This window comes from Microbacterium sp. 70-16 (assembly GCF_001898315.1).
Lineage (GTDB): Bacteria > Actinomycetota > Actinomycetes > Actinomycetales > Microbacteriaceae > Microbacterium.
This window is the reverse complement of sequence record NZ_MKTQ01000014.1, coordinates 1-20,440: the sequence shown is the minus strand read 5'-3', so window position 1 is coordinate 20,440 and position 20,440 is coordinate 1. Positions and strand designations below refer to the sequence as shown.

Below are 20,440 nucleotides of genomic sequence, written 5' to 3'. Positions count from 1 at the left end.
TCCCCCTCTGTCATGGGCCTGAGAGTTTCGCCCCTCGCATCCGAAGAAACGCAGGGCTTTCACCGTCGGCGGATGCCGGAGCATCGCTTTCCAGAGCGGCCGGACGCGGGCGGTACGCGGACCTGAGAGATTGGCGGGGAGGCTTGCTCCTTCGGTGCTCGGCTCTGCTTCCGAAGAAGCGGATGCCGGGGCTCTCCCGCGCGCGTCATGCGGCCTGTGTTCTGTTGTGCGCCCAGCATATCCGCTGTGCCCGACAACGCACGCCCGACATCACACGCTCAGGACGTGCAGGATCCCGTCGACACGGTCGCGGAGCCCGCCGTCGTCGCCTGCAGCGCGGGCTCGAGTTCGGCGATCGTGATGGCATAGCCGCGGCCGGCACCATCCTCGCCGCGCGCGAAGACGATCCCGCCCGCCTCACCGTCTGAGGTCAACAGCGGCCCGCCGGAGTTGCCCGGTGCGACGTCAGCCTGCAGCGCGAAGATCTCGCGCGGCGCAGAGCTCGCGTCGTAGATGTCGGGCACCGCGACGGTGCCGCGCGAGAGGACGGCCGCGCTCATGCTCGTGAAAGGTCCGCCGTACGGATACCCCTGCACGACGGCGGCATCGCCCGGCGCGAGGTCATCGTTCAGCGGCAGCGCGGCTGCATCGAGCCCGTCAACCGCGACGAGTGCGATGTCGTCGACCGGGTCGAAGTAGACGACCCGGCCTTCGCGCGCCGTGCGCCCGGGAAGCTCGACGAGTGCCTGCGTGATGCCCGCGACAACGTGCGCGTTCGTGACGAGCAGGTCGTCGGCGACGACGAAGCCCGAGCCGGTCATCGACACCCCGCACGCGTAGGCGGTGCCGCTGATGCGGGCGACGGATGCCGCGGCGGTCTGCAGCGCCGGATCGTCGAGGGCGACCGGCGGAGAGGTCGTCGTCGTCTGGATCTCGAGCAGCTCGCCGAGCGTCGGCAGGCCCTCATCCAGCACGAGCCCCCGCACCTGCGCGAGTGCCGAATCAACGGGCTCGGGCGTCAGGTCATCAACCCAACGGAGAACGCGCGACGACGCGATCGCGGTCGAGAGCCCCGGTGTGCCCGTCGCGACGACCGCCTGGCCCGCCATCAGCAGCACGAGCGCGGTCGCAACGGTGCCGACGACAGCGCCGAGCCCTCGGTCGATCACGCTGAGCTTGGCGCGATCGACACCACGGCGCAGGGCCGCGCCGATCGCCGACCCGATCGCGGCACCGCCGACCACGAGCAGCACGGCCGCCGCGGCCGAGAGCGCCGGACGCCAGGTCAGGTCGGGAGCCGCATCCGCGAGAGCGGCGGTCAGCAGCGGCACGAGCCACACCGCGGCAAAGCCGCCCGCGACGAGGCCCACGATCGTGCCGAGCGATGCGACGAATCCGCGGCTCAGCCCGACCGCGAACGCGACGATGAGCGCCGCGACCACGACGATGTCCACTACCAGCACGCTGCCTCCTGCGTTCGCCCGCCCTCACCCTAAGCGGCGTGTCTGTGTGGCGGATGCCTGCTCGGTGGCATCCGATATGCACGTTCGGCCCGGTTTGCACTTCTTGTCACCATGACCATAAGATGATCCCGGAGTTATGGTCATGGAGACACAAACCACGATGGCACGACAGCCCGAGCACGCGGCATCCACCGATGCGATCCGCGTCGCCGTGTCGACCGTGATCTTCAGCCTGCAGCGGCGGTCCGGCAGAGAGCGCCCGACCGTCGTGATCCCGCTCGTGCGGCGCACGCGCGACCCGCACGACAGTCGGTGGGCGCTGCCCGGCGGCTGGCTCGGCACCGAAGAGAACCTCGAGGTCGCGGCATCCCGCACCCTCGGCGAGACGACGGGACTCGCGCCGAGCTTCCTCGAGCAGCTCTACGCCTTCGGTGCGGTCGACCGCTCCCCCAGCCGCGTCGTCTCGATCGTCTACTGGGCCCTCGTGCGCGAAGACGTCTCGGCGCAGCCGGCGCCGCAGAACGTCGCCTGGTTCGACGCGACCGCCCTGCCGCAGCTTGCGTTCGATCACAACCAGATCGTCGACTACGCGCTGTGGCGTCTGCGCAACAAGGTCGGCTACAGCCGCATCGCGCACGGCCTGCTGCCCGAGCTCTTCACCCTCGCCGAGCTGCGGGAGGTCTACGAGGCGATCCTCAGCAAGCGCCTCGACCCGGCGAACTTCCGCCGCCAGGTCGACAGCTCCGACACGCTCATCCCGACCGACGACTTCCGCACCGGCAGCCACCGGCCCGCCCGCCTGTACCGCTACAACCACGACGTCGAGCTCGCCGAGCGCGGGCCGCTGCCGCAATGACCCGAGAGGAATCGCCATGAGCCTCCTGCAGATCCACCCCCGCCCCATCGACGCGAGCGTCGACCACGGCATCCAGGCGATCGTCGCGGGCGCCTCGACCGCCGAGACGTGCAACACCGATCTTGCGGCAGGACCCTGGGACTTCGACACGCGCCCCGGGTACGGCCCCGGTTCGTCGATGGGTGACGTGATCCCGACGGGCGCCCCGCGCCAGGGCGAGCTGCCCCCGGAGTACCGCGAGGCATCCGAAGAAGAACTCCACGACCGCATCCGCGCGGCCAAGCAGACGCTCGGCGACCGCGTCGTCGTGCTCGGCCACTTCTACCAGCGCGAAGAGGTCGTCGCGCACGCCGACTATGTCGGCGACTCGTTCCAGCTGGCGAACGCCGCGCTGACGCAGCCGCAGGCCGAGGCGATCGTCTTCTGCGGCGTGCACTTCATGGCCGAGACCGCCGACCTGCTGTCGCGGGACGACCAGGCGGTGATCCTGCCGAACCTCGCCGCCGGGTGCTCGATGGCCGACATGGCATCCATCGACGAGGTCGAGGACTGCTGGGAGCAGCTCGCCGACATCTACGGCCCGCTCAACGCGGTGGATGAGGACGGGCTCGTGCCGGTCATCCCCGTCACGTACATGAACTCGTCGGCCGCGATCAAGGGCTTCGTGGGGCGGCACGGCGGCATCGTGTGCACGTCGTCGAACGCCCGCACCGTCCTCGAATGGGCGTTCGCGCTCGGGCGCCGCGTGCTGTTCTTCCCCGACCAGCACCTCGGCCGCAACACCGCGAAGGCGATGGGCGTGCCCCTCGAGCGCATGCCGATGTGGAACCCGCGCAAGCCCCTCGGCGGCTCTTCGGAGGACGAGCTCGCCGATGCCCAGGTCATCCTTTGGCACGGCTTCTGCTCGGTGCACCGCCGCTTCACCGTCGACCAGATCGAGCGGGCCCGCGCCGAGCACCCCGGCGTGCGCGTGATCGTGCACCCGGAGTGCCCGATGGCGGTGGTGGATGCCGCGGATGAGGCCGGTTCGACCGACTACATCCGCAAGGCCATCGCCGCCGCGACAGAGCCGACGACCTTCGCGGTCGGCACCGAGATCAACCTCGTGCAGCGGCTCGCGGCACAATTTCCGCAGCACGATATCTTCTGCCTCGACCCGGTGGTCTGCCCGTGCTCGACGATGTACCGCATCCACCCCGGATACCTCGCGTGGGTGCTCGAGGAGCTCGTCGCGGGCCGCGTCGTGAACCGCATCACCGTGCCGGCGGACGTCGCCGACCCCGCGCGGACGGCGCTCGAGCGGATGCTGGCGGCGAAGCCGTGACCCTTCGACAGGCTCACAGCGGCGCCGCGCGCGTGGTCGTCGTCGGGTCGGGCATCGCGGGGCTGATCGCCGCGCTGCACGCCGCAGACGGCGGATGCCGCGTCACCCTGGTGACGAAGGACGTGCTCGAGCACGCCAACACGCGATACGCCCAGGGTGGCATCGCGGGCGTCATGTTCGACGACGACAGCGCCGCCGCGCACATCCACGACACGCTCGTCGCCGGCGCGGGGCTCAGCGACCCGACCGCCGTGCAGGTGCTCGTCGACGAGGGACCCGACCGCATCCGCGAGCTGATCGAGCTCGGCGTCGCCTTCGACCGCGCCGCCGACGGGGCGCTCGTGCAGGGCCTCGAAGCCGCACACTCGTACCCCCGCATCCTGCACGCGGGCGGAGACGCCACCGGCACCGTCATCGAGAAGGCCCTCGTCACGCGGCTGCGCGGCAGCGCCGTCGAGGTCATCGAGCACGCGTTCCTCATCGATCTCGTGTGTGAGGATGGGCGCGTCGTGGGTGTCGAGCTGCTCGTCGGGGACGACCCCTCGGCAGGCGCGGGGATCATCGGCGAGCGAGTGCGGATCGACGCGGATGCCGTCGTGCTCGCGACGGGCGGCGCGGGGCAGCTGTACGCGCACACGACCAACCCGCCGGTCGCGACCGGCGACGGCATCGCGGCCGCGCTGCGCGCGGGGGCCGCCGTCACGGATCTGGAGTTCGTGCAGTTCCACCCGACCGTCCTCCCCGGCGAGGGCGAGGTCGCGCCGTTCCTCGTGTCCGAGGCCGTGCGCGGCGAGGGTGCGGTGCTGCGCGACGAGCAGGGCCGCCGGTTCATGCTCGACGTGCACCCCGATGCCGAACTCGCCCCCCGCGACGTCGTCGCGCGGGCGATCGCCGACGTGATGGCCGCCCAGGATGGGCGACCGGTGCTCCTCGACGCGACGGCCCTCGGCCCTGAGGGCAAGGCCCCGAGCGCGAAGCGCACGGCCGCGTTCCTCGCGCGCCGGTTCCCGACGATCGACGCCGCCGTGCGCGACCGCGGGTGGGACTGGGCGCGCGAGCCGATTCCCGTCACCCCCGCCGCGCACTACCTGATGGGCGGAGTATCGACTGACCTGTTCGGGCGCACGTCGCTGCCCGGCCTCTACGCGGTCGGAGAGGTCGCCCGCACGGGTGTGCACGGCGCGAACCGCCTGGCATCAAACTCCCTTCTGGAGGGTGCCGTCTTCGGCGCCCGCGCCGGCGACGTCGTCGCCGCCGACGTCGCGTCGGGCGCGTGGGCAGGCCCGGCCGCCGAAGCGACGCGCGCTGTCGGTCAGGCGCCTCCCGACCGACAACTTGCGTCGGTTCGCGCGCCGTTCACGCGGGCGGGGCTGCAGGAGCTCATGTGGGCGGATGCCGGGCTCGTCCGCGACGGGGTGGGGCTGGAGCACGCGGCATCCGTCATCGCGGCGTGGCGGGGACAGGCTCGCACGCCCGTCACCGAGGCCGAGTTCGAGGACGAGAACCTGCTACAGGTCGCCGCCGCGGTCGTCGCGGCCGCGCTCGCCCGCCCCGAATCCGTCGGCGCGCACGCGCGGCGCGACAGCGCGACCGCAACAATTCAGGAACTCTCACCCGCTCGAGCCCCGAGTCGCCCCGAATCAGGCAATGACACGCAGGATCTCCTGAGTTATTGCGGCGACGCCCCCGCCACAGACCCACGCGCCACCGCCCACGCTCCACAGGAGGCAGCAGCATGCTGACCCGAAGCCACATCGACACCGTCGTGCAGGCGGCGCTCGACGAGGATGCCCCGTGGGGCGACCTCACGAGCGAGACGCTGATTCCGGCGGATGCCGTGGCGACGGCCGAGCTCCGGGCGCGCGAGGCGGGGGTGTTCAGCGGCGGCGAAGTCTTCGCCGCCGCGTTCGCCCTCACCGATCCGAGCATCGCGGTGCGGCTGCACGCCGCCGACGGCGACGTGTTCATCGCCGGCGACGTGCTCGCGACCGTCGCAGGCCCCGCGCGGGGAGTGCTCACGGCCGAGCGCATCGGGCTGAACTTCACGCAGCGCATGAGCGGCATCGCGAGCCTCACGGCGGCCTACGTCGCCGCCGCGGGCGGCACCGCCGCCCGCATCGCCGACACCCGCAAGACGACGCCGGGACTGCGCCGCTTCGAACGGCACGCCGTTCGCAGCGGCGGCGGGCACAACCACCGGTTCAGCCTGTCGGATGCCGTCATGGCGAAGGACAACCACCTCGCCGTCCTCGTCGCCCAGCACGGCTCGATCACGGCCGCGCTGCAGGCCGCGCGCGCCGCGCTCCCGCACACGGCGCATCTCGAGGTCGAGATCGACCGCCTCGATCAGCTCGACGCGGTGCTCGCTGCGGGCACCGGCCCGCGCGGCGTCGGCACGATCATGCTCGACAACTTCAGCATCGATGACCTTCGCACGGGCGTCGAATGCATCGCGGGCCGCACGATCGTCGAGGCCTCCGGCGGCGTGACCCTGGAGAGCGTCCCCGCGATCGCGGCAACGGGCGTCGACGTGATCTCGGTCGGCGCGCTCACGCACTCCGCGCGTGCGCTCGACCTCGGCCTCGACGTGCGCCTGGACGCCTGACGAACGACGAACACGCCAACAGCCAGCAACGAACCATGCGCTACCTCGACCACGCCGCGACGACCCCCGTCCGCCCGGAGGTGCTGCAGGCGATGCTCCCGTACCTCACCGAGCGCTTCGGCAACCCGTCGAGCCACCACACGGTCGGCGAGGCCGCCGCCGCGGCCCTCGCCGACGCCCGCGCGCGCGTGGCGCGCGTGCTCGGCTTCCGCCCCGCCGACATCGTGTTCACTTCGGGCGGCACCGAGGCCGACAACCTCGCCGTCAAGGGGCTCGCAATCGGCGCGGCCCTGCGCCGTCGGGCACCCGTGCACGTCATCACGACCGCCATCGAGCACGAGGCGATCCTCGCCTCGTGCGACTACCTCGAGCGTGTGCACGGCTTCGCCGTCACGCGCCTACCCGTCGACGCGACCGGCACCGTCGACCCCGACGACCTCGCCGCGGCGATCCGCCCCGACACGGCCGTCGTCAGCATCGGGTACGCCAACAACGAGATCGGCACGGTGCAGGATGCCGCGGCCCTGGCATCCGTCACCGCAGCGGCCGGCGTGCCGTTGCACCTCGACGCCGTCCAGGCCGCCGGCTGGCTGCCGCTGGCCGGCACCGGCGCCGACGCGCTGTCGCTGGCGGGACACAAGGTCGGCGCACCGCAGGGCATCGGCCTGCTCGCGGTGCGGTCGCGGCTGCCGCTCGAGCCCGTCCTCCACGGCGGCGGGCAGGAGCGCGACCGCCGCAGCGGCACGGAGAACCTCGCCGGCATCATCGGGCTCACAACCGCCCTCGAACTCGCCGAGGCCGAGCGCGCCGAGTCCGCATCCCGCGTGAGCGCGCTGCGTGACGCGTTCATCGCCCGCGTCCTCGAGCGCGTCCCCAGCGCGCGACTCACGGGGCATCCGACGCGTCGCCTCCCCGGCACGGCGAGCTTCACGTTCGCCGGAACGAGCGGCGAGGCGGTGCTGCTCGAACTCGAGCGGCGCGGGTTCGTGACCTCGAGCGGATCGGCGTGCGCGGCGGGCAGCGACGAGCCATCGCACGTCCTGCTCGCGTGCGGCATCGCCCCCGAGGTCGCCCAGACCGCCGTGCGGTTCACGTTCGACCACCGCGAGCGGGGCGACGTCATATCCGTCGCCGACGCGCTGGCAGCCTCCGTCGCGGCGGTACGATCGGGCGCGTGATCCTCCCCGCTCCCCCCGTCGTCACCGTGATCGTCCCCGGACGCGACGTCGCGGCCTACGCCGCCGAAGCGCTCGACTCGCTCCGCGCGCAGACGCTGACGGCGTGGCGGGCGATCCTCGTCGACGACGGCTCGCGCGACGGAACGAGCGAGCTGTTCGCGGATGCCGCGGCATCCGACCCGCGCTTCACGCTCGTCCGCAACGACACTTCGCGCGGCCTCAGCGCCGCCCGCAACCAGGGGCTCGACCTCGTCGAGACGCCGTTCGTCGGGTTCCTCGACGCCGACGACGTCATGACGCCGACGGCCCTCGAGGTACTCACGGGCGCCCTGACCGCATCGGGCAGCGACATCGCAGTCGGCGCCTACGTGCGGCTGCGCGCAGACGCCGGCGGCGCCTACCGCGCGGGCGTCGTGCAGCCCTGGGTCACCGCGGCGACCGTTCCCGCGCGCACGCGCACCACCCTGACTGACCACCCCGAGGTGTCGGGCAACATCGTTGCCTGGTCGAAGGTCAGCCGCATCGAGCTGTGGCGCCGGCACGGCCTGCGCTTCCCCGAGGGCAAGCTCTACGAAGACCAGATCGTGACGCAGCGCCTGTACGTGCATGCGCGCGCGATCGACGTCCTGCCCGACGTCGTCGTGCACTGGCGCGAGCGCGCCGACGGCACCTCGATCACCCAGGGCAAGGGCACGCTGCCCGTGCTGGCCGACTACCTCGAAGCCATGCGCGGAGGCATCGCCGTGCTCGACGCGGCCGAGCAGCGCACGGCTGCGCGCGCCCGCGTGCGCCTCATCCTCGAGATGGACACCCCGTCGCTCGTGCGCATCGCGCAGACGCATCCGGATGCCGCGTACCGTCGCGCACTCGGCGCGTTCGTGCGCGAGCTCACGGCTCGCGCCGCACTCGACGCCGTCGAGCTGGATGCCGCGACGGCTGACCTCCGCGCCGCCGCCTCCCTCTGGTGATCCGACCCGACTAGGGTGGCGGCATGAGCACTCCCGAGAACCTGCCCGAGACGCCCGCCGTCCCTGACCTCGCCAAGCTGCGGAAAGAGATCGACGACCTGCAGAGCCAGTCCCCGGAGGAGCTCGTCAACCCGACGCCCGAGGTGTTGAAGGACCGCGAGGCGACCCCCGAGCCGACCGACGCGATCGGCTCCGAGGACTGGGGCGACGAAGCACCCTGATCGAACCGCGGGTCTACTCGGCGCCCGCCCAGTCCGCGGGTGCGATGTGCTCCGGATCGGGCGGGTCGGCCACGAGTCGCGCGGCGTCCTCACCCGCGGCGCCCGCCGGCGCCCGATCGGCGCGCCGGTCGGGCAGCGCCGCCGGCTGTGCCCCGGTATCCATGCCCTCGATCCGCGCCGCGGCCATCTGCTCGGCGGCGAGCTCGGCGTAGAGGCCACCCGCGGCCAGCAGCTCGGCGTGCGTGCCCGACTCGACGATCCGCCCTGCGTCGACGACGTGGATGACGTCGGCGCCGACGATGGTCGACAGGCGGTGCGCGATCGACAGGGTCGTGCGACCGGATGCCGCTGCCTCGAGCGCCTCCTGCACGACACGCTCCGAGACGGTGTCGAGCGCGCTCGTCGCCTCGTCCAGCAGCAGCACGGGCGGGTCCTTCAGCAGCACGCGGGCGATCGCGATGCGCTGCTTCTCGCCGCCCGAGAGCCGGTAGCCCCGCTCCCCCACGACCGTGTCGTAGCCCTGCGCGAACCCCTCGATGATGTGGTGGATGTTCGCCGCCGTGCAGGCCGCGACGATCTCGGCATCCGTCGCATCGGGCTTCGCGTAGCGCAGGTTCTCGCGGATCGTCGCGTGGAAGAGGTACGTCTCCTGCGACACGATGCCGATGTGGTCGATGATCGACTCGTGCGTCAGCCGGCGGACATCCTCCCCCGCGAACAGGACGCTCCCGCCCGACACCTCGTACAGGCGCGGCGCGAGGTAGAGCACGGTCGTCTTGCCCGCACCCGAGGGTCCGACGAACGCCACGTGCTGGCCGTGCTCGGCGACGAACGACACCCCGTCGAGGGTCGGCCGCGCCTCGGCCGTCGCATCGGGATAGCGGAACGTGACGTCCTGGAACTCGATGCGCCCGATCGGTCCGGGCGCGGCAGCGACGGTGATGGCACCCGGGGCATCCTGGATCGCGGGCACCATGTCGAGGTACTCGAAGATGCGCGCGAACAGCGCCCCCGAGGTCTGCACGTCGAGTGCGACGCGCATGAGTCCCATCAGCGGCTGCAGCAGCCGCGCCTGCACCGTCGTGAACGCGACGACGGTGCCGGCCGTGATGACTGCCGCGCCGTCGCCGCCCGTGATCAAGTACCCCGAGACGAGGTAGATGACGGCGGGAACGGATGCCATCAGCACCTGCACGACCGCGAAGAACCCCTGTCCGCTCATCGCCCGCCGCACCTGCAGCCGCACCTGATTGGCGTTCTCGTCGCGGAACCGCGTCGACTCGGCGCGCTGCCGGTTGAACGACTTCGACAGCAGGATTCCGGAGACCGACAGCGTCTCCTGCGTGATGCTCGTGAGCTCCGACAGCGACTCCTGCGTCTGCCCCGCGATGCGGGCCCGCCCCTGTCCGACGCGCCGCTGCACGAAGATGAGGATCGGCATGAGCACGACCGCGATGATCGTCAGCCGCCAGTCGAGCAGGAGCATCGCGACGAGCGCCGAGATCACCGTCACGACGTTGCCGAGGATGCTCGTCACCGTGTTGGTGAGCACACCCGAGACGCCGCCGACGTCGTTCTGCAGGCGCGACTGGATGACGCCGGTCTTCGTGCGGGTGAAAAAGCCCAGTTCCATCGCCTGCAGGTGGTCGAAGAGCTTCACGCGCAGGTCACCCGTCACGGCGTTGCCGACGGTCGCGGTGAACCACGTCTGGGTGACGCCGAGCGCGGCCGACAGCAGGAACAGGCCGACCATGATGCCCACGAGCCGCCACAGCAGGCCGAGGTCGGGCGCCGATCCGTCGACCGGAAAGAGCGCGTCGTCGAAGATGCGCTGCACGATCAACGGCGGGATGACGGCGATCGCAGCGCCCACGATGACGAGGATGCCGGTGATCAGGATCCGGCCGAGATACGGGCGGAACAGCGCCATCGCGCGGCGCCCCAGGTGCGGGATCTTCGGCGCCTCGGCGTTGAGTCTGCGCTGCGCCGCGGCATCCATACCCCTGCCCGGCCCCGGCCCGCGTCCGCCCATTCCGCCGCCGTGGCCGCCCATACTCATGCGGTCACTCTAGCCACGCGCATCACCCGAGCCCCGCGACGAGGTTGATGACGGATGCCAGAATCACCGCTCCGAACAGGTACGCGAGCAGCGTCTGGGCGACGACGATCCGGCGGATCTCGTTCGTCGTGACGTTGGTGTCCGACACCTGATAGGTCATGCCGAGACCGACCGAGAAGTAGCCGAAGTCGGAGTACATCGGGTCTTCCTCCTGATTGAAGTCAATGCCGCGCGCTGCGCCGGAGAGTTCGCCGTGCGCGTAGTAACGGTGCGCGTAGCGCAGCAGGTAGTCGACCTGGATGAGCGCCCACGACGACACGACCGCGATGATCGCGATGCCGGCCACGGCGAATGTCATCGCCGGCTGACCGTGCTGGCGGATCAGCACCGCGACGACGGCGAGGAGGCTCGCGAGGCTGCCGACCAGCGCGATGACGCGGGCCGTCGCCCGCCCGGGGTCGTCCCGCGTCGCGTGGGCGCGGGTCTGCGCGGCATCCATCGGCCAGATCGTGCTCAGCAGCCATGCGACGTTTACGATCGCGAGCACGCTCCAGCCGGCGAGCAGGCCCACGATCCAGCCGAGGAACGGAACGGATGCCGCGGCGACGACGACGCCGGCGGCGATCGAGACGGGTCCGCGCACGGCGAGGCGGGAGTGACGATGCGATGCCATGGCGCGATCGTCTCACCGGGATCGGGAATAGCATGTCCGACCCGGCGGTTACCCTTGGAGTTCGTCCCGGATCCCGGGCACGGCCTCCCCTGCCCGCCTTCCGCACATTCTGCTGCACCGCTGATCCGCGCCGATCCGAGGAGACCCATGACTTCCGCTCCCACCGGCTCCGTCCATACCCCGCCCACGACGGTGGGCGCGAAAGAGAACCGCGTCATCTGGCTGCTGCTGGCAGCCGCCTTCGTCGCGATCCTCAACGAGACCACGATGGGCGTCGCGATCCCGCACCTCATCGGTGATCTCGGCATCACCGCCGTCGACGCCCAGTGGCTCACGACCGCGTTCATGCTCACGATGGCGGTTGTGATCCCCACCACCGGCTTCCTGCTGCGCCGCTTCTCGACCCGGGCCATGTTCGCCACGGCGATGGGGCTGTTCTCACTCGGCACGCTCGTCGCACTTGTCTCGCCCGGATTCACGGTGCTGCTGATCGCGCGCGTCATCCAGGCATCCGGCACGGCGATCATGATGCCGCTGCTCATGACGACCCTCATGGACGTCGTGCCGCCGCACCTGCGCGGGCGCATGATGGGCCGCGTCAGCGTCGTGATCTCGCTCGCGCCCGCGATCGGCCCGACGATGGCCGGCATCGTGCTCGACACGCTCAGCTGGCGCTGGATCTTCGCGATCGTCCTGCCGATCGCGCTCGCGGCGCTGATCGTCGGCGTGCGCTGGATCCAGAACCTCGGCGAGACCTCGCACGCGCCGCTGGACATCCTTTCGGTGATCCTGTCGGCGCTCGGCTTCGGCGGCCTCGTCTACGGGCTCAGTCAGATCGGCGGCGCCGAGAGCGGTGCGTCCGCCGCGGCGGACCAGGTCGTGACCGCGACCCTCGTGATCTCGCTGTCGGTCGGCATCGTCTCGCTCGGTCTGTTCGTGTGGCGCCAACTGGTGCTGCAGCGGGTCGACGACGCGCTGCTCGACCTGCGCATCTTCCGCTCGGGCAACTTCTCGCTGTCGGTCGCGCACTTCGCCGTCATGTCGCTCGCGTTCTTCGGCGTGATCACGGCGCTGCCGCTCTACCTGCAGGGCACACTGGGTCTGTCCGCGACCGAGTCGGGCCTGGTCGTGCTGCCGGGTGCGCTCGCGATGGGCCTCCTGGGTCCTGTCATCGGCCGCATCTACGACCGCTGGGGCACCCGTGTGCTGCTCGTGCCAGGCACGATCGGCGTGCTCGTCATCCTGTGGTGGTTCACGACGCTCACCGAGACGACGCCGGTGTGGATGCTCGTGGTCACCCAGACGCTCCTGTCGATCGGTCTGGCGATGTCGTTCACGCCGCTGTTCACCGCGTCGCTCGGGTCGCTCGAGCCCAAGTACTACTCGTTCGGCAGTGCGACGGTCTCGACCGTGCAGCAGGTCGCCGGCGCCGCCGGCATCGCCCTGCTCATCACGGTCATGTCGTCGGTCAGTGCCAACGCCGCGGCATCCGGCGCGGGGGCGGCAGCCGCCGGCGCGGCAGGAGCGCGCGGTGCGTTCCTGCTCGGTGCGATCATCGCGACGCCACTGCTGATCAGCGCGTTCCTCATCCGCAAGCCCGCCGACGCTCCGGACGGAATGCCGGCAGGGCACTGACCCGCCTCCTGACCGGGCTGCCAGCCACCCGCTGCGGCCCGGTCAGGACGGGAACTTCGCCGAGATCGCGGCAGCGTCGGAGGCGATCGTCGCGGCGTCGACGAGGTCGGACGCACCCTCGGTCAGGGTCGTCGTCCACGCCTCGAGCAGTTCGGATGCCGTACCGGAATCGAACAGCTCGGCCTGCAGCGTCGTGAGCGCGTCCTGGTAGAGCTGCTGGAAGTCGGCGTTCGCGAGGAACCTCTCGGAGAGGATGTTCGACCCGCCCCCGCCACCACCGCGCGCGGCGGTGGTCACGGCGGCACCATCGGTGCGATCCGCGCCGGCGCCGCCGCGACCACCACCGCCCATCTGGCCGCCCCCTCCACCACCGCCGACGTTCGAGGTGCCGAACGCGAGGTTCAGATCCCAGTTGACGACGGTCATCTTGCCGGTGTCAGGGTCGTAGTAGAGGTACGAGTTGTTGCCGGGCCCGTCGATGTCGTCGAAGTTGTCGACGAGCTCCTGGAAGGCCAGATACGTCGCGAACGCGTCGACGTCGAGGTGCTGGTCCAGCTCCGCCGCGAACGTCGCGTCGTCGGACTCGTTGATCCACTGCAGGAAGTCGATGAGCGGCGTGAGGTCATCCTCGCCCGCCTCCTGATCGAACACGTCGTCGTACGAGGCCGGGTCGTCACCGCGATAGCTGTAGTCGCCGCTGGCGTCCGCCTTGTAGAGCAGACCGTCACCGAGTTCACGCTCGGTCCACTCGTCGTCGGGGTTCTCGATCACGAGACGCAGCGCCTCCTCCGACCCGTCGGCGCTGAAGCGGACCGCGATCGCCTGCTCGGCGGCGAGGCCCGTGTCCTCGAGCAGCCCGAGGGCGACCGCCTCGTTCAGCGAGGTCTCGGTCGAGTTGCCGCGGACGACGAGCTCCGTCGTCCCGTCGAAGTTCTGCCCGTCGAAGTACTTGTCGAGACGGATGATCCACGGCAGGTCTTCGGGGTTCTGCGAGCTGAGCGTCGCGTCGGCATCCGTCGACAGACTGCGCAGCGTCGAGTTGCCCTTGAGCTTGAGCCCGACGTTCTCGTAGGTGACGGCGTCGATCACGACGGTCGCGGAGATCCACTCCTTGTCACCCGAATCGAGATAGGCCTGAATCATCGCGTCGTAGTCGGACGCGTCGTAGTCGACCGAGATCTCGTGCACGGTCGAGCTGTCCCAGAGGGTGGATGCCGAGGTGTCGGTCGAGGTCTCCACCGTCGTCGACGTCGATGTCGACGACGAGGCGGAAGACGACGTCGTCGCCGTCACGGCACAGCCTGCGACGGTGACGGTCAGGACGACGGCGAGAGGGACAGCGAGGAGGGGGTGACGGCGATCGGACATCGATCCAGTCAAGCCATCACGCTTCAGCGCGGACTATGCGCGCGCTATCGTCGCGCGGAGCGTCTGCCCCGCAACTGCCCTGGGGGACGGATCAGTTGGTGCTGCAGCACCCGCCGCCGCAGCACGACGCGCCGTCCTCGATGACCGTGAGCAGGTTCTGCTCGTCGGAGATCGGCTGCAGCGTCGGGGTGGGAAGGTTCGAAGTCGCCATGCCCTCAGCTTACGCCCGTAGCGGACACGAGGGCTTCTCAGGGCGCCATCTGCACGGCCGTGCCGCTGACCACGATGCCGCCGGAGTCGGGGATGTCGACGGTGAGTACGCCGGGCCGACCGACGTGGCCGCCCTGCTCGATCGTGACCCGCGCGGGCGTCTCGACCGCGCCGAGCGCGCGCAGGTACGCACCGAGCGCCGCCGCGGCGGAACCGGTCGCCGGGTCTTCCGAGATGCGGCCGACAGGGAAGAGATTGCGCGCGGCGAACCGGTCAACGCTGACCCGGTGCGCGACGGTGATCGTGGCCGGCCAACCGCGATCGTCCATGAGGGCTCGCACCGATGACGCGTCGAAGCGAAACGCATCGAATGCCGGACGATCTGCAAGCACGATAAGCGGATGCGGATTGCCGGCATTCGCGATCCGCGGCGGCAGGCTCGGGTCGAGCGAGGCAGCTTCGAGACACAGCAGGCGCAGGATCGCCGTGAGGTCGTCCGCCGAAAGCGGCGACACCGACGGCGCCACACTCGTGAACGCGGCGCGCACGCCCGCGGCATCCGTCGTCACCGCGATCTGCAGCGGCCCGACGGGCGTCGCGAACCGGATCTCACCGCCATCCGTCCGTCCCCGCTCCGCAAGGGCGACCGCAGTGGCGATCGTCGCGTGCCCGCAGAAGGGAACTTCGGCGATCGGCGAGAAGTAGCGGATGGAGACAGCGCCGTCGGATGTCGTGCCCGTCACGAACGCGGTCTCCGCGAAGTCGACGTCGGCGGCGATCTGCTGCATCTGAGAGTCGTCAAGCCCAGTCGCGTCGAGCACGATGCCCGCGGGGTTGCCGCCATCGGGTCGCGTCGTGAAAGCCGCGTAACGCAGGATCTCGGGCGTCGTCATGATCGACAGCGTACGGGTGCCCGTGCAGTGCGTGACGGGGCCGATTGCGGATCCGTGGACCGGGGCGGCGAGGTACCCACTCGCCGGGTAGCCTGAGGCGAGACCCACCGGAAGGACCGTCGATGAACATCACCGCGCTGCGGCGGTTCGTGGCCCTCGTCGACGCCGACCTGCACTTCCCGCGCGCGGCGGCGGCGCTGGGGCTCCCGCTGGCCGCGCTGTACACGACGGTCGAGAAGCTCGACGAGGAGGTCGGGCACGCGACCCTCGCCCGCCAGGGCGCGGGCTGGCAGCTGACGCCCGCCGGCGCCCTGCTGCTCGACGAGCCACGCGCGCGCATCGCCGCCACGCCGCCTCCGGCCGCGAAGCCGACCGTACCGGCGGGTGGCAAGGCGAAGGCATCCAAGGGCAAGGGCCGCGCCCCGATCGTCAAGGGCCAGCCCAAGCCATACAAGAAGCGCCAGGGGCGCTGACCGACATCACGGAGGCATCCATGTCACGGGTCGTTGTGCACAACTTCTCCATCTCGCTCGACGGCTTCGGCACGGGCGAGGGCCTCACGCTCGAGGCTCCGTTCGGGCACGCCGGCGAGCGACTGCACGAGTGGATGACCGCGACCCGGTTCTGGGGTGAGATGGTCGGCGAACAGGGCGGCTCCACCGGCGTCGACGACGCGTTCGCGCGGCGCCACGCATCCGGCGTCGGAGCCGAGATCATGGGACGCGGGAAGTTCAGCCCGTCGACGGGGGCGTGGACGGATCTCGGCACCGACGACGAGTGGCGCGGGTGGTGGGGACTGAACCCGCCGTTCCACACGCCGGTGTTCGTCCTGACGCATCACCCGCGACCCTCGATCGAGATGGAGGGCGGCACCGTCTTCCACTTCATCGAAGCAACCCCCGACGAGGCCCTCGCACTCGCTCGCGAAGCGGCGGGCGACCTCGACGTGCGGATCGGCGGTGGTGTGCGGATGCTGCGGGACTTCCTCGCGGCGGGCCTGGTCGACATGGCCCACATCGTGCAGGTGCCGATCCTGCTCGGCCGCGGCGAGCGGCTGTGGCACGGGCTGGAAGCACTCGACGAGCGCTACGACATCGAGGCGGTGTCCTCGCCCAGCGGGGTCACCCATCTGACCCTCACGCGTAGGGCCGACGCTTGACGCGGCGCGTGTTCGATGCGCACCTGCACATCATCGACCCCGGGCATCCACTTGTGACGAGCTCACGCGGTCGCTCTGCGAGACTCGATCGCATGACCGTCGACATCGCGCAGTGGGAAGCTTCCGTCACCGAGCTCTGGAATCGGGCCGACTCGCTCGGACGCGAGGAGGGCGTCGAAGCCATGCGGGTGCTCGCCGCATCCTGCCCCGCCGGTGACGGCCGAGCAGCGTTCGAACTCGCCGGGATGTATGACTCCATGGGCTTCGAGGCCGAAGCCGGCGGCGAGTACGAGCGGGCGCTGGAACTCGGCCTCGACGATGACCGGCATGCGCAGCTCGCGGTGCAGTACGGGTCGACCCTGCGCAATCTCGGCCGATTCGACGAGGCGATCGCCGTGCTCGAGGCGGCACCCGCGCATCCGTCGACGGGCACCGCGCCCCGCGTCATGCTGGCACTGGCCCTGCACAGCGCGGGACGTGTCGACGAGGCGTTGCGCGTCGCGATCGAAGCGCAGATCGACGCTCTCCCCCGGTATCAGCGTTCGATGCGCGCCTACGCGGCTGCCCTCACCGAGAACGCGGAATGACGCCGCGTCGTCAGCCCTCGATGACGTAGTCGCGCGCGATCGCCGCGGTCTCCCGACCCCACTCACTCTCGCGGACGCGCGCCTGGTGGGCGTCGAACGCCGCGCGGTCAACGAAGCGCTCCGACACGCTCCACACGAGCGGATCATCCGTCCGCTCGACCTCGAACCGCACGCAGCCCGGTTCGGAGCGGGTCAGCTCGACGTGCCGCGGCAGGTGACGGATGACGACCTCCGCCTCTGCGGGCGACGCGCAGACGAGTCTGCCCGTGAGTTCGATCGCATCGCTCATGACTGCGCGAGCGCCCAGGTCAGAGGACCTTCTTCACGACGCTCGACTTGAGCTGCATCCGGCCGAAGCCGGGCACGTTCGCGTCGATGTCGTGGTCGCCGACGCCGTCCGAGATCAGCCGGATGCCCTTGACCTTAGTGCCGACCTTGACGGTGCCGCCGCCGGCGCCCTTGACCTTGAGGTCCTTGACGACCGTGACGGAGTCGCCGTCGGCGGGCGGGTTGCCGACGGCATCCGTGATCACGGTCTCGGCGCCGGTCGCCTCGGGCGCGGCATCCGCCGACCACTCGTGACCGCACATCGGGCACACCAGCAGCGCGCCCTGCTCGTAGGTGTACGACTCGCCGCACGCGGGGCAGTCGGGAAGATTCTCAGACATCGAAGGGTGAGTCTACCGGTGGCGTGTCCCCCGACTCACGGGTCAGACTGAGCGCATGGCTTCTGAAGACTCTGCAGCTCCTCTCGACGTCGATCTCGCCGTCATCGGCTTCGGCAAGGGCGGCAAGACCCTCGCCGCGACGCTCGCTAAGACCGGGAAACGGGTCGTGATGATCGAGCAGTCGGCGCAGATGTACGGCGGCACGTGCATCAACATCGGATGCGTCCCGACGAAGGCTCTCGTCTACCGCGGCGAGCATCCCGAGCTGCTCGAGGGCGCGCCCGCCGACGGCAGCGCGCGCTGGGCGGCCGCCGTCGGTGCGACGAGCGAGCTGACCGCCCTCATGCGCGGCAAGAACTTCGCCATGCTCGACACCCCCGACACCGCCACCGTCGTCACGGGGCGCGCCCGGTTCGCGGACCCGCACACGCTGCAGGTCACGGCGGGCGATGATGAGCTGATCGTGCGGGCGGAGACGATCGTGATCAACACGGGCGCGGCGCCGGTGCTGCCCGACATCCCGGGCCTGCGCGACAGCTCGCACGTCGTGACGAGCACCGAGATGCTCTCGCTGCCGACCAGGCCCGACCGCCTGGTCGTGCTGGGTGGGGGCTACATCGGGGTCGAGTTCGCGTCGATGCAGGCATCCTTCGGCGTGGAAGTCACCGTCCTCCAGCGCGGACCGCGCATCCTGCCGGCGGAGGATGAGGACATCTCGCAGCGCGTCACCGCCCTGCTGGAGGACAGCGGCGTGCGCGTCGTCACGTCGACGAGCTTGACCGGCGTGCACGACACGACCGCGGGCGTGCGCGTCGACTACGCGACCGCCGACGGCACCGCGACCTCCGTCGAGGGCGACCTCGTGCTCGCGGCTCTCGGGCGCCGACCCCTGACCGATGACCTGGGGCTGGATGCCGTGGGCATCGCGACCGACGACCGTGGAGCCGTCGTCGTCGACGAGCACCTGCGCACGAGCCTCGCGCACGTCTTCGCCGTCGGCGACGTGAACGGCGGACCTCAGCACACCTACGTGTCGCTCGACGACTACCGCATCGTGCTCGACCAGCTCACCGGAACCGGCGCGCGCTCCACGGCCGACCGGGTCGCGGTGCCGCACGTGGTGTTCACGACACCGCCGCTCGCGCGGGTCGGGCTGACCGAACGCGAGGCGCGCGCGACGGGGCGTTCCGTGCGGACGGCCGTGCGCGAGATGGCGACGATGGCGACGGTGCCGCGTGCCCGGATCGTGGGCGACACGCGTGGCGTGATGACGGCGGTGGCGGATGCCGCGACGGGCGAGATCCTCGGGGTGACGATGCTCGCGCACGACGCGCACGAGGCGATCAACACGGTCGCCGTCGCGATGCGCCTCGGCGCGACCGCGGCCCAGCTGCGCGACGGCATCTACACACATCCGTCGATGACCGAAGCCCTCAACGACCTGTTCGGGGCGCTGCAGTAGGCATCCTCCCTCGTTTGCGCCCCGCCCGTGTCCCACTGACAGCACCCCATGTCCCACTTGTTGCGCACCATGTCCCAGATAATGCTGGTGCGGCCCCGCCGAAGCGAGATCTTTTGGGACATGGTGCACCGTCCGCACGGCCCCGGGAGTAGTGTCGCACCGGCGCGGTCTTCGCGCCGGCTGACTCGTTCGACGAGGAGCGACATGGCGCAGTACATCATCTATTTCAACCAGACGTGGGTGGGCGATCACTCCGAGGAGTGGTTCGCTTCGCGCGGCCCCCTCGCGAACGCCGTCGTCGAGGAGATCAAAGCCGCGGGTGCCTACGTGTTCGCCGCTGGCGTCGACGAAGACGAGACCCGCGCGTTCGGCGCGGATGCGACCAGCGGTGCGCCCGTCGTCACCGACGGACCGGTGCCGGTGAAAGAGGCGCGCATCGGCGGGTTGACCATCGTCGACGTCGATGACGATGAGGCCGCCAAGATGTGGGGCGGAAAGATCGCCGAGGCGTGCGGCTGGCCGCAGGAGATCCGTCGCGTCTATTGACGGCTCTTCCCAGATGAGGGTGTAGGTCGGCCGGGAGCGTCGGTCCGCAGATAGACGTCGAGGTCTCCCGACGACGGAGGTTCCTACGCCATCCGTCCGAAAGACCTCGACGTGACCGAGGCTACCCCGCCGGCCGGCTTCGGCCGCCCTGACCTGACCGCCTTCGCGTCTCATCCCAGTCGACCCTGATCAAGTCTGCTGACCCTCTCGACGAGAACGCCGCGACATCACAGCCACCCAACCCGGACCGTCCGGGAAGCCGGGACACGTCACATGACCTGTGCTGCGGGCGTGTCGAGTGGGTCGTCCAGGGGCGACGCAGGAGCGTCGACGCGACGTGCTGAGAGGTGGTTCCAGTCGAGCGCTAGGACACCGGCTACAGCCATGGCGATAGGTCAGGAACGGCGTCGCTCCCTACGCAGGAGAGAGCGCAGAGTCTCGGCGTTCGCGTAGCCGACCCGTAGCGCAATCTCGGCGGAGGTGAAGTCCGTGGTTGCTGAGAGGTGCCGAGCTCGTTCGATGCGAAGCCGTTGGACGAAGCCGAGCGGAGTGAGGTTGAGCGCCG

Annotated in this window: 21 protein-coding genes and 1 riboswitch; of the genes, 13 read left to right on the top strand and 8 right to left on the bottom strand. The window is 70.5% G+C overall.

What is annotated here, in order from left to right; genetic code table 11:
• Positions 1-100 precede the first annotated feature (100 nt).
• Positions 101-209: riboswitch (glycine riboswitch) on the bottom strand.
• 69 nt (positions 210-278) lie between these two features.
• Positions 279-1,463: a MarP family serine protease gene (locus BGO46_RS05020; protein WP_292677237.1), complete on the bottom strand. Its 1,185-nt coding sequence runs from the start codon at positions 1,461-1,463 to the stop codon at positions 279-281.
• A 160-nt stretch (positions 1,464-1,623) separates the two neighbouring features.
• On the opposite strand from BGO46_RS05020, the gene BGO46_RS05015 reads away from it, so the two are divergent.
• The 7 genes from BGO46_RS05015 to BGO46_RS04985 are packed head-to-tail and all read left to right on the top strand — an operon-like array spanning position 1,624 to position 8,615.
• A complete protein-coding gene (locus BGO46_RS05015; protein WP_292677235.1) occupies positions 1,624-2,319 on the top strand; it encodes an NUDIX domain-containing protein in 696 nt (231 codons plus the stop codon).
• A gap of 16 nt (positions 2,320-2,335) precedes the next feature.
• On the top strand, positions 2,336-3,643 hold the full coding sequence (gene nadA / locus BGO46_RS05010; RefSeq protein ID WP_292677233.1) for a quinolinate synthase NadA: 1,308 nt from the start codon (positions 2,336-2,338) through the stop codon (positions 3,641-3,643).
• Complete coding sequence (gene nadB / locus BGO46_RS05005) at positions 3,640-5,385, top strand: L-aspartate oxidase (RefSeq protein ID WP_292677231.1); 1,746 nt, start codon at positions 3,640-3,642, stop codon at positions 5,383-5,385. Before nadA ends, nadB begins: the two co-directional genes overlap by 4 nt.
• Positions 5,379-6,248, top strand: a complete 870-nt coding sequence (gene nadC, locus BGO46_RS05000) for a carboxylating nicotinate-nucleotide diphosphorylase (RefSeq protein WP_292677229.1) — start codon at positions 5,379-5,381, stop codon at positions 6,246-6,248. The genes nadB and nadC overlap by 7 nt, the downstream gene beginning before the upstream one ends.
• Before the next feature lie 35 nt (positions 6,249-6,283).
• On the top strand, positions 6,284-7,426 hold the full coding sequence (locus BGO46_RS04995) for a cysteine desulfurase family protein (protein ID WP_292677227.1): 1,143 nt from the start codon (positions 6,284-6,286) through the stop codon (positions 7,424-7,426).
• Positions 7,426-8,394, top strand: a complete 969-nt coding sequence (locus BGO46_RS04990; protein ID WP_292677561.1) for a glycosyltransferase family 2 protein — start codon at positions 7,426-7,428, stop codon at positions 8,392-8,394. Before BGO46_RS04995 ends, BGO46_RS04990 begins: the two co-directional genes overlap by 1 nt.
• Positions 8,395-8,417: 23 nt before the next feature.
• Positions 8,418-8,615 carry a hypothetical protein gene (locus tag BGO46_RS04985; RefSeq protein ID WP_292677225.1) on the top strand — a complete coding sequence of 66 codons (198 nt, stop codon included), beginning with the start codon at positions 8,418-8,420 and terminating at the stop codon, positions 8,613-8,615.
• A gap of 13 nt (positions 8,616-8,628) precedes the next feature.
• Here BGO46_RS04985 and BGO46_RS04980 read toward each other — a convergent pair whose 3' ends face one another.
• Positions 8,629-10,668 carry an ABC transporter ATP-binding protein gene (locus BGO46_RS04980; protein ID WP_292677559.1) on the bottom strand — a complete coding sequence of 680 codons (2,040 nt, stop codon included), beginning with the start codon at positions 10,666-10,668 and terminating at the stop codon, positions 8,629-8,631.
• Positions 10,669-10,696: 28 nt separating this feature from the next.
• Positions 10,697-11,347: a DUF1345 domain-containing protein gene (locus BGO46_RS04975; protein WP_292677223.1), complete on the bottom strand. Its 651-nt coding sequence runs from the start codon at positions 11,345-11,347 to the stop codon at positions 10,697-10,699.
• A 147-nt stretch (positions 11,348-11,494) separates the two neighbouring features.
• On the opposite strand from BGO46_RS04975, the gene BGO46_RS04970 reads away from it, so the two are divergent.
• Positions 11,495-12,982 (top strand): DHA2 family efflux MFS transporter permease subunit, encoded by a 1,488-nt coding sequence (locus BGO46_RS04970; RefSeq protein ID WP_292677221.1) that lies wholly within the window; start codon positions 11,495-11,497, stop codon positions 12,980-12,982.
• A gap of 42 nt (positions 12,983-13,024) precedes the next feature.
• On the opposite strand, the gene BGO46_RS04965 is transcribed toward BGO46_RS04970, so the two are convergent.
• Positions 13,025-14,350, bottom strand: a complete 1,326-nt coding sequence (locus BGO46_RS04965; RefSeq protein WP_292677219.1) for a CotH kinase family protein — start codon at positions 14,348-14,350, stop codon at positions 13,025-13,027.
• Positions 14,351-14,598: 248 nt separating this feature from the next.
• Positions 14,599-15,453: a PhzF family phenazine biosynthesis protein gene (locus tag BGO46_RS04960; protein ID WP_292677557.1), complete on the bottom strand. Its 855-nt coding sequence runs from the start codon at positions 15,451-15,453 to the stop codon at positions 14,599-14,601.
• A gap of 122 nt (positions 15,454-15,575) precedes the next feature.
• Here BGO46_RS04960 and BGO46_RS04955 point away from each other — a divergent pair, with 122 nt between their 5' ends.
• From BGO46_RS04955 to BGO46_RS04945, 3 genes are all read left to right on the top strand, one after another.
• Complete coding sequence (locus tag BGO46_RS04955) at positions 15,576-15,926, top strand: LysR family transcriptional regulator (RefSeq protein WP_292677218.1); 351 nt, start codon at positions 15,576-15,578, stop codon at positions 15,924-15,926.
• A gap of 20 nt (positions 15,927-15,946) precedes the next feature.
• On the top strand, positions 15,947-16,612 hold the full coding sequence (locus tag BGO46_RS04950) for a dihydrofolate reductase family protein (protein ID WP_292677216.1): 666 nt from the start codon (positions 15,947-15,949) through the stop codon (positions 16,610-16,612).
• 92 nt (positions 16,613-16,704) lie between these two features.
• Positions 16,705-17,199: a tetratricopeptide repeat protein gene (locus tag BGO46_RS04945; RefSeq protein ID WP_292677214.1), complete on the top strand. Its 495-nt coding sequence runs from the start codon at positions 16,705-16,707 to the stop codon at positions 17,197-17,199.
• Between the two features lie 10 nt (positions 17,200-17,209).
• Here the strand turns inward: BGO46_RS04945 and BGO46_RS04940 are convergent, their stop codons facing one another.
• Positions 17,210-17,488 carry an antibiotic biosynthesis monooxygenase gene (locus tag BGO46_RS04940; protein ID WP_292677212.1) on the bottom strand — a complete coding sequence of 93 codons (279 nt, stop codon included), beginning with the start codon at positions 17,486-17,488 and terminating at the stop codon, positions 17,210-17,212.
• A gap of 19 nt (positions 17,489-17,507) precedes the next feature.
• Positions 17,508-17,867 (bottom strand): zinc ribbon domain-containing protein YjdM, encoded by a 360-nt coding sequence (locus BGO46_RS04935; RefSeq protein ID WP_292677210.1) that lies wholly within the window; start codon positions 17,865-17,867, stop codon positions 17,508-17,510.
• A gap of 55 nt (positions 17,868-17,922) precedes the next feature.
• Here BGO46_RS04935 and BGO46_RS04930 point away from each other — a divergent pair, with 55 nt between their 5' ends.
• Together BGO46_RS04930 and BGO46_RS04925 are read left to right on the top strand one after the other, a co-directional pair.
• The gene (locus tag BGO46_RS04930; protein ID WP_292677208.1) at positions 17,923-19,329 is read left to right on the top strand and encodes an FAD-dependent oxidoreductase; all 1,407 of its coding nucleotides are present in this window, start codon (positions 17,923-17,925) and stop codon (positions 19,327-19,329) included.
• Positions 19,330-19,533: 204 nt separating this feature from the next.
• Complete coding sequence (locus tag BGO46_RS04925) at positions 19,534-19,875, top strand: YciI family protein (protein WP_292677206.1); 342 nt, start codon at positions 19,534-19,536, stop codon at positions 19,873-19,875.
• 395 nt (positions 19,876-20,270) lie between these two features.
• On the opposite strand, the gene BGO46_RS04920 is transcribed toward BGO46_RS04925, so the two are convergent.
• On the bottom strand, positions 20,271-20,440 hold a 170-nt coding region (locus BGO46_RS04920; RefSeq protein WP_299985683.1), incomplete at its 5' end, for a helix-turn-helix domain-containing protein.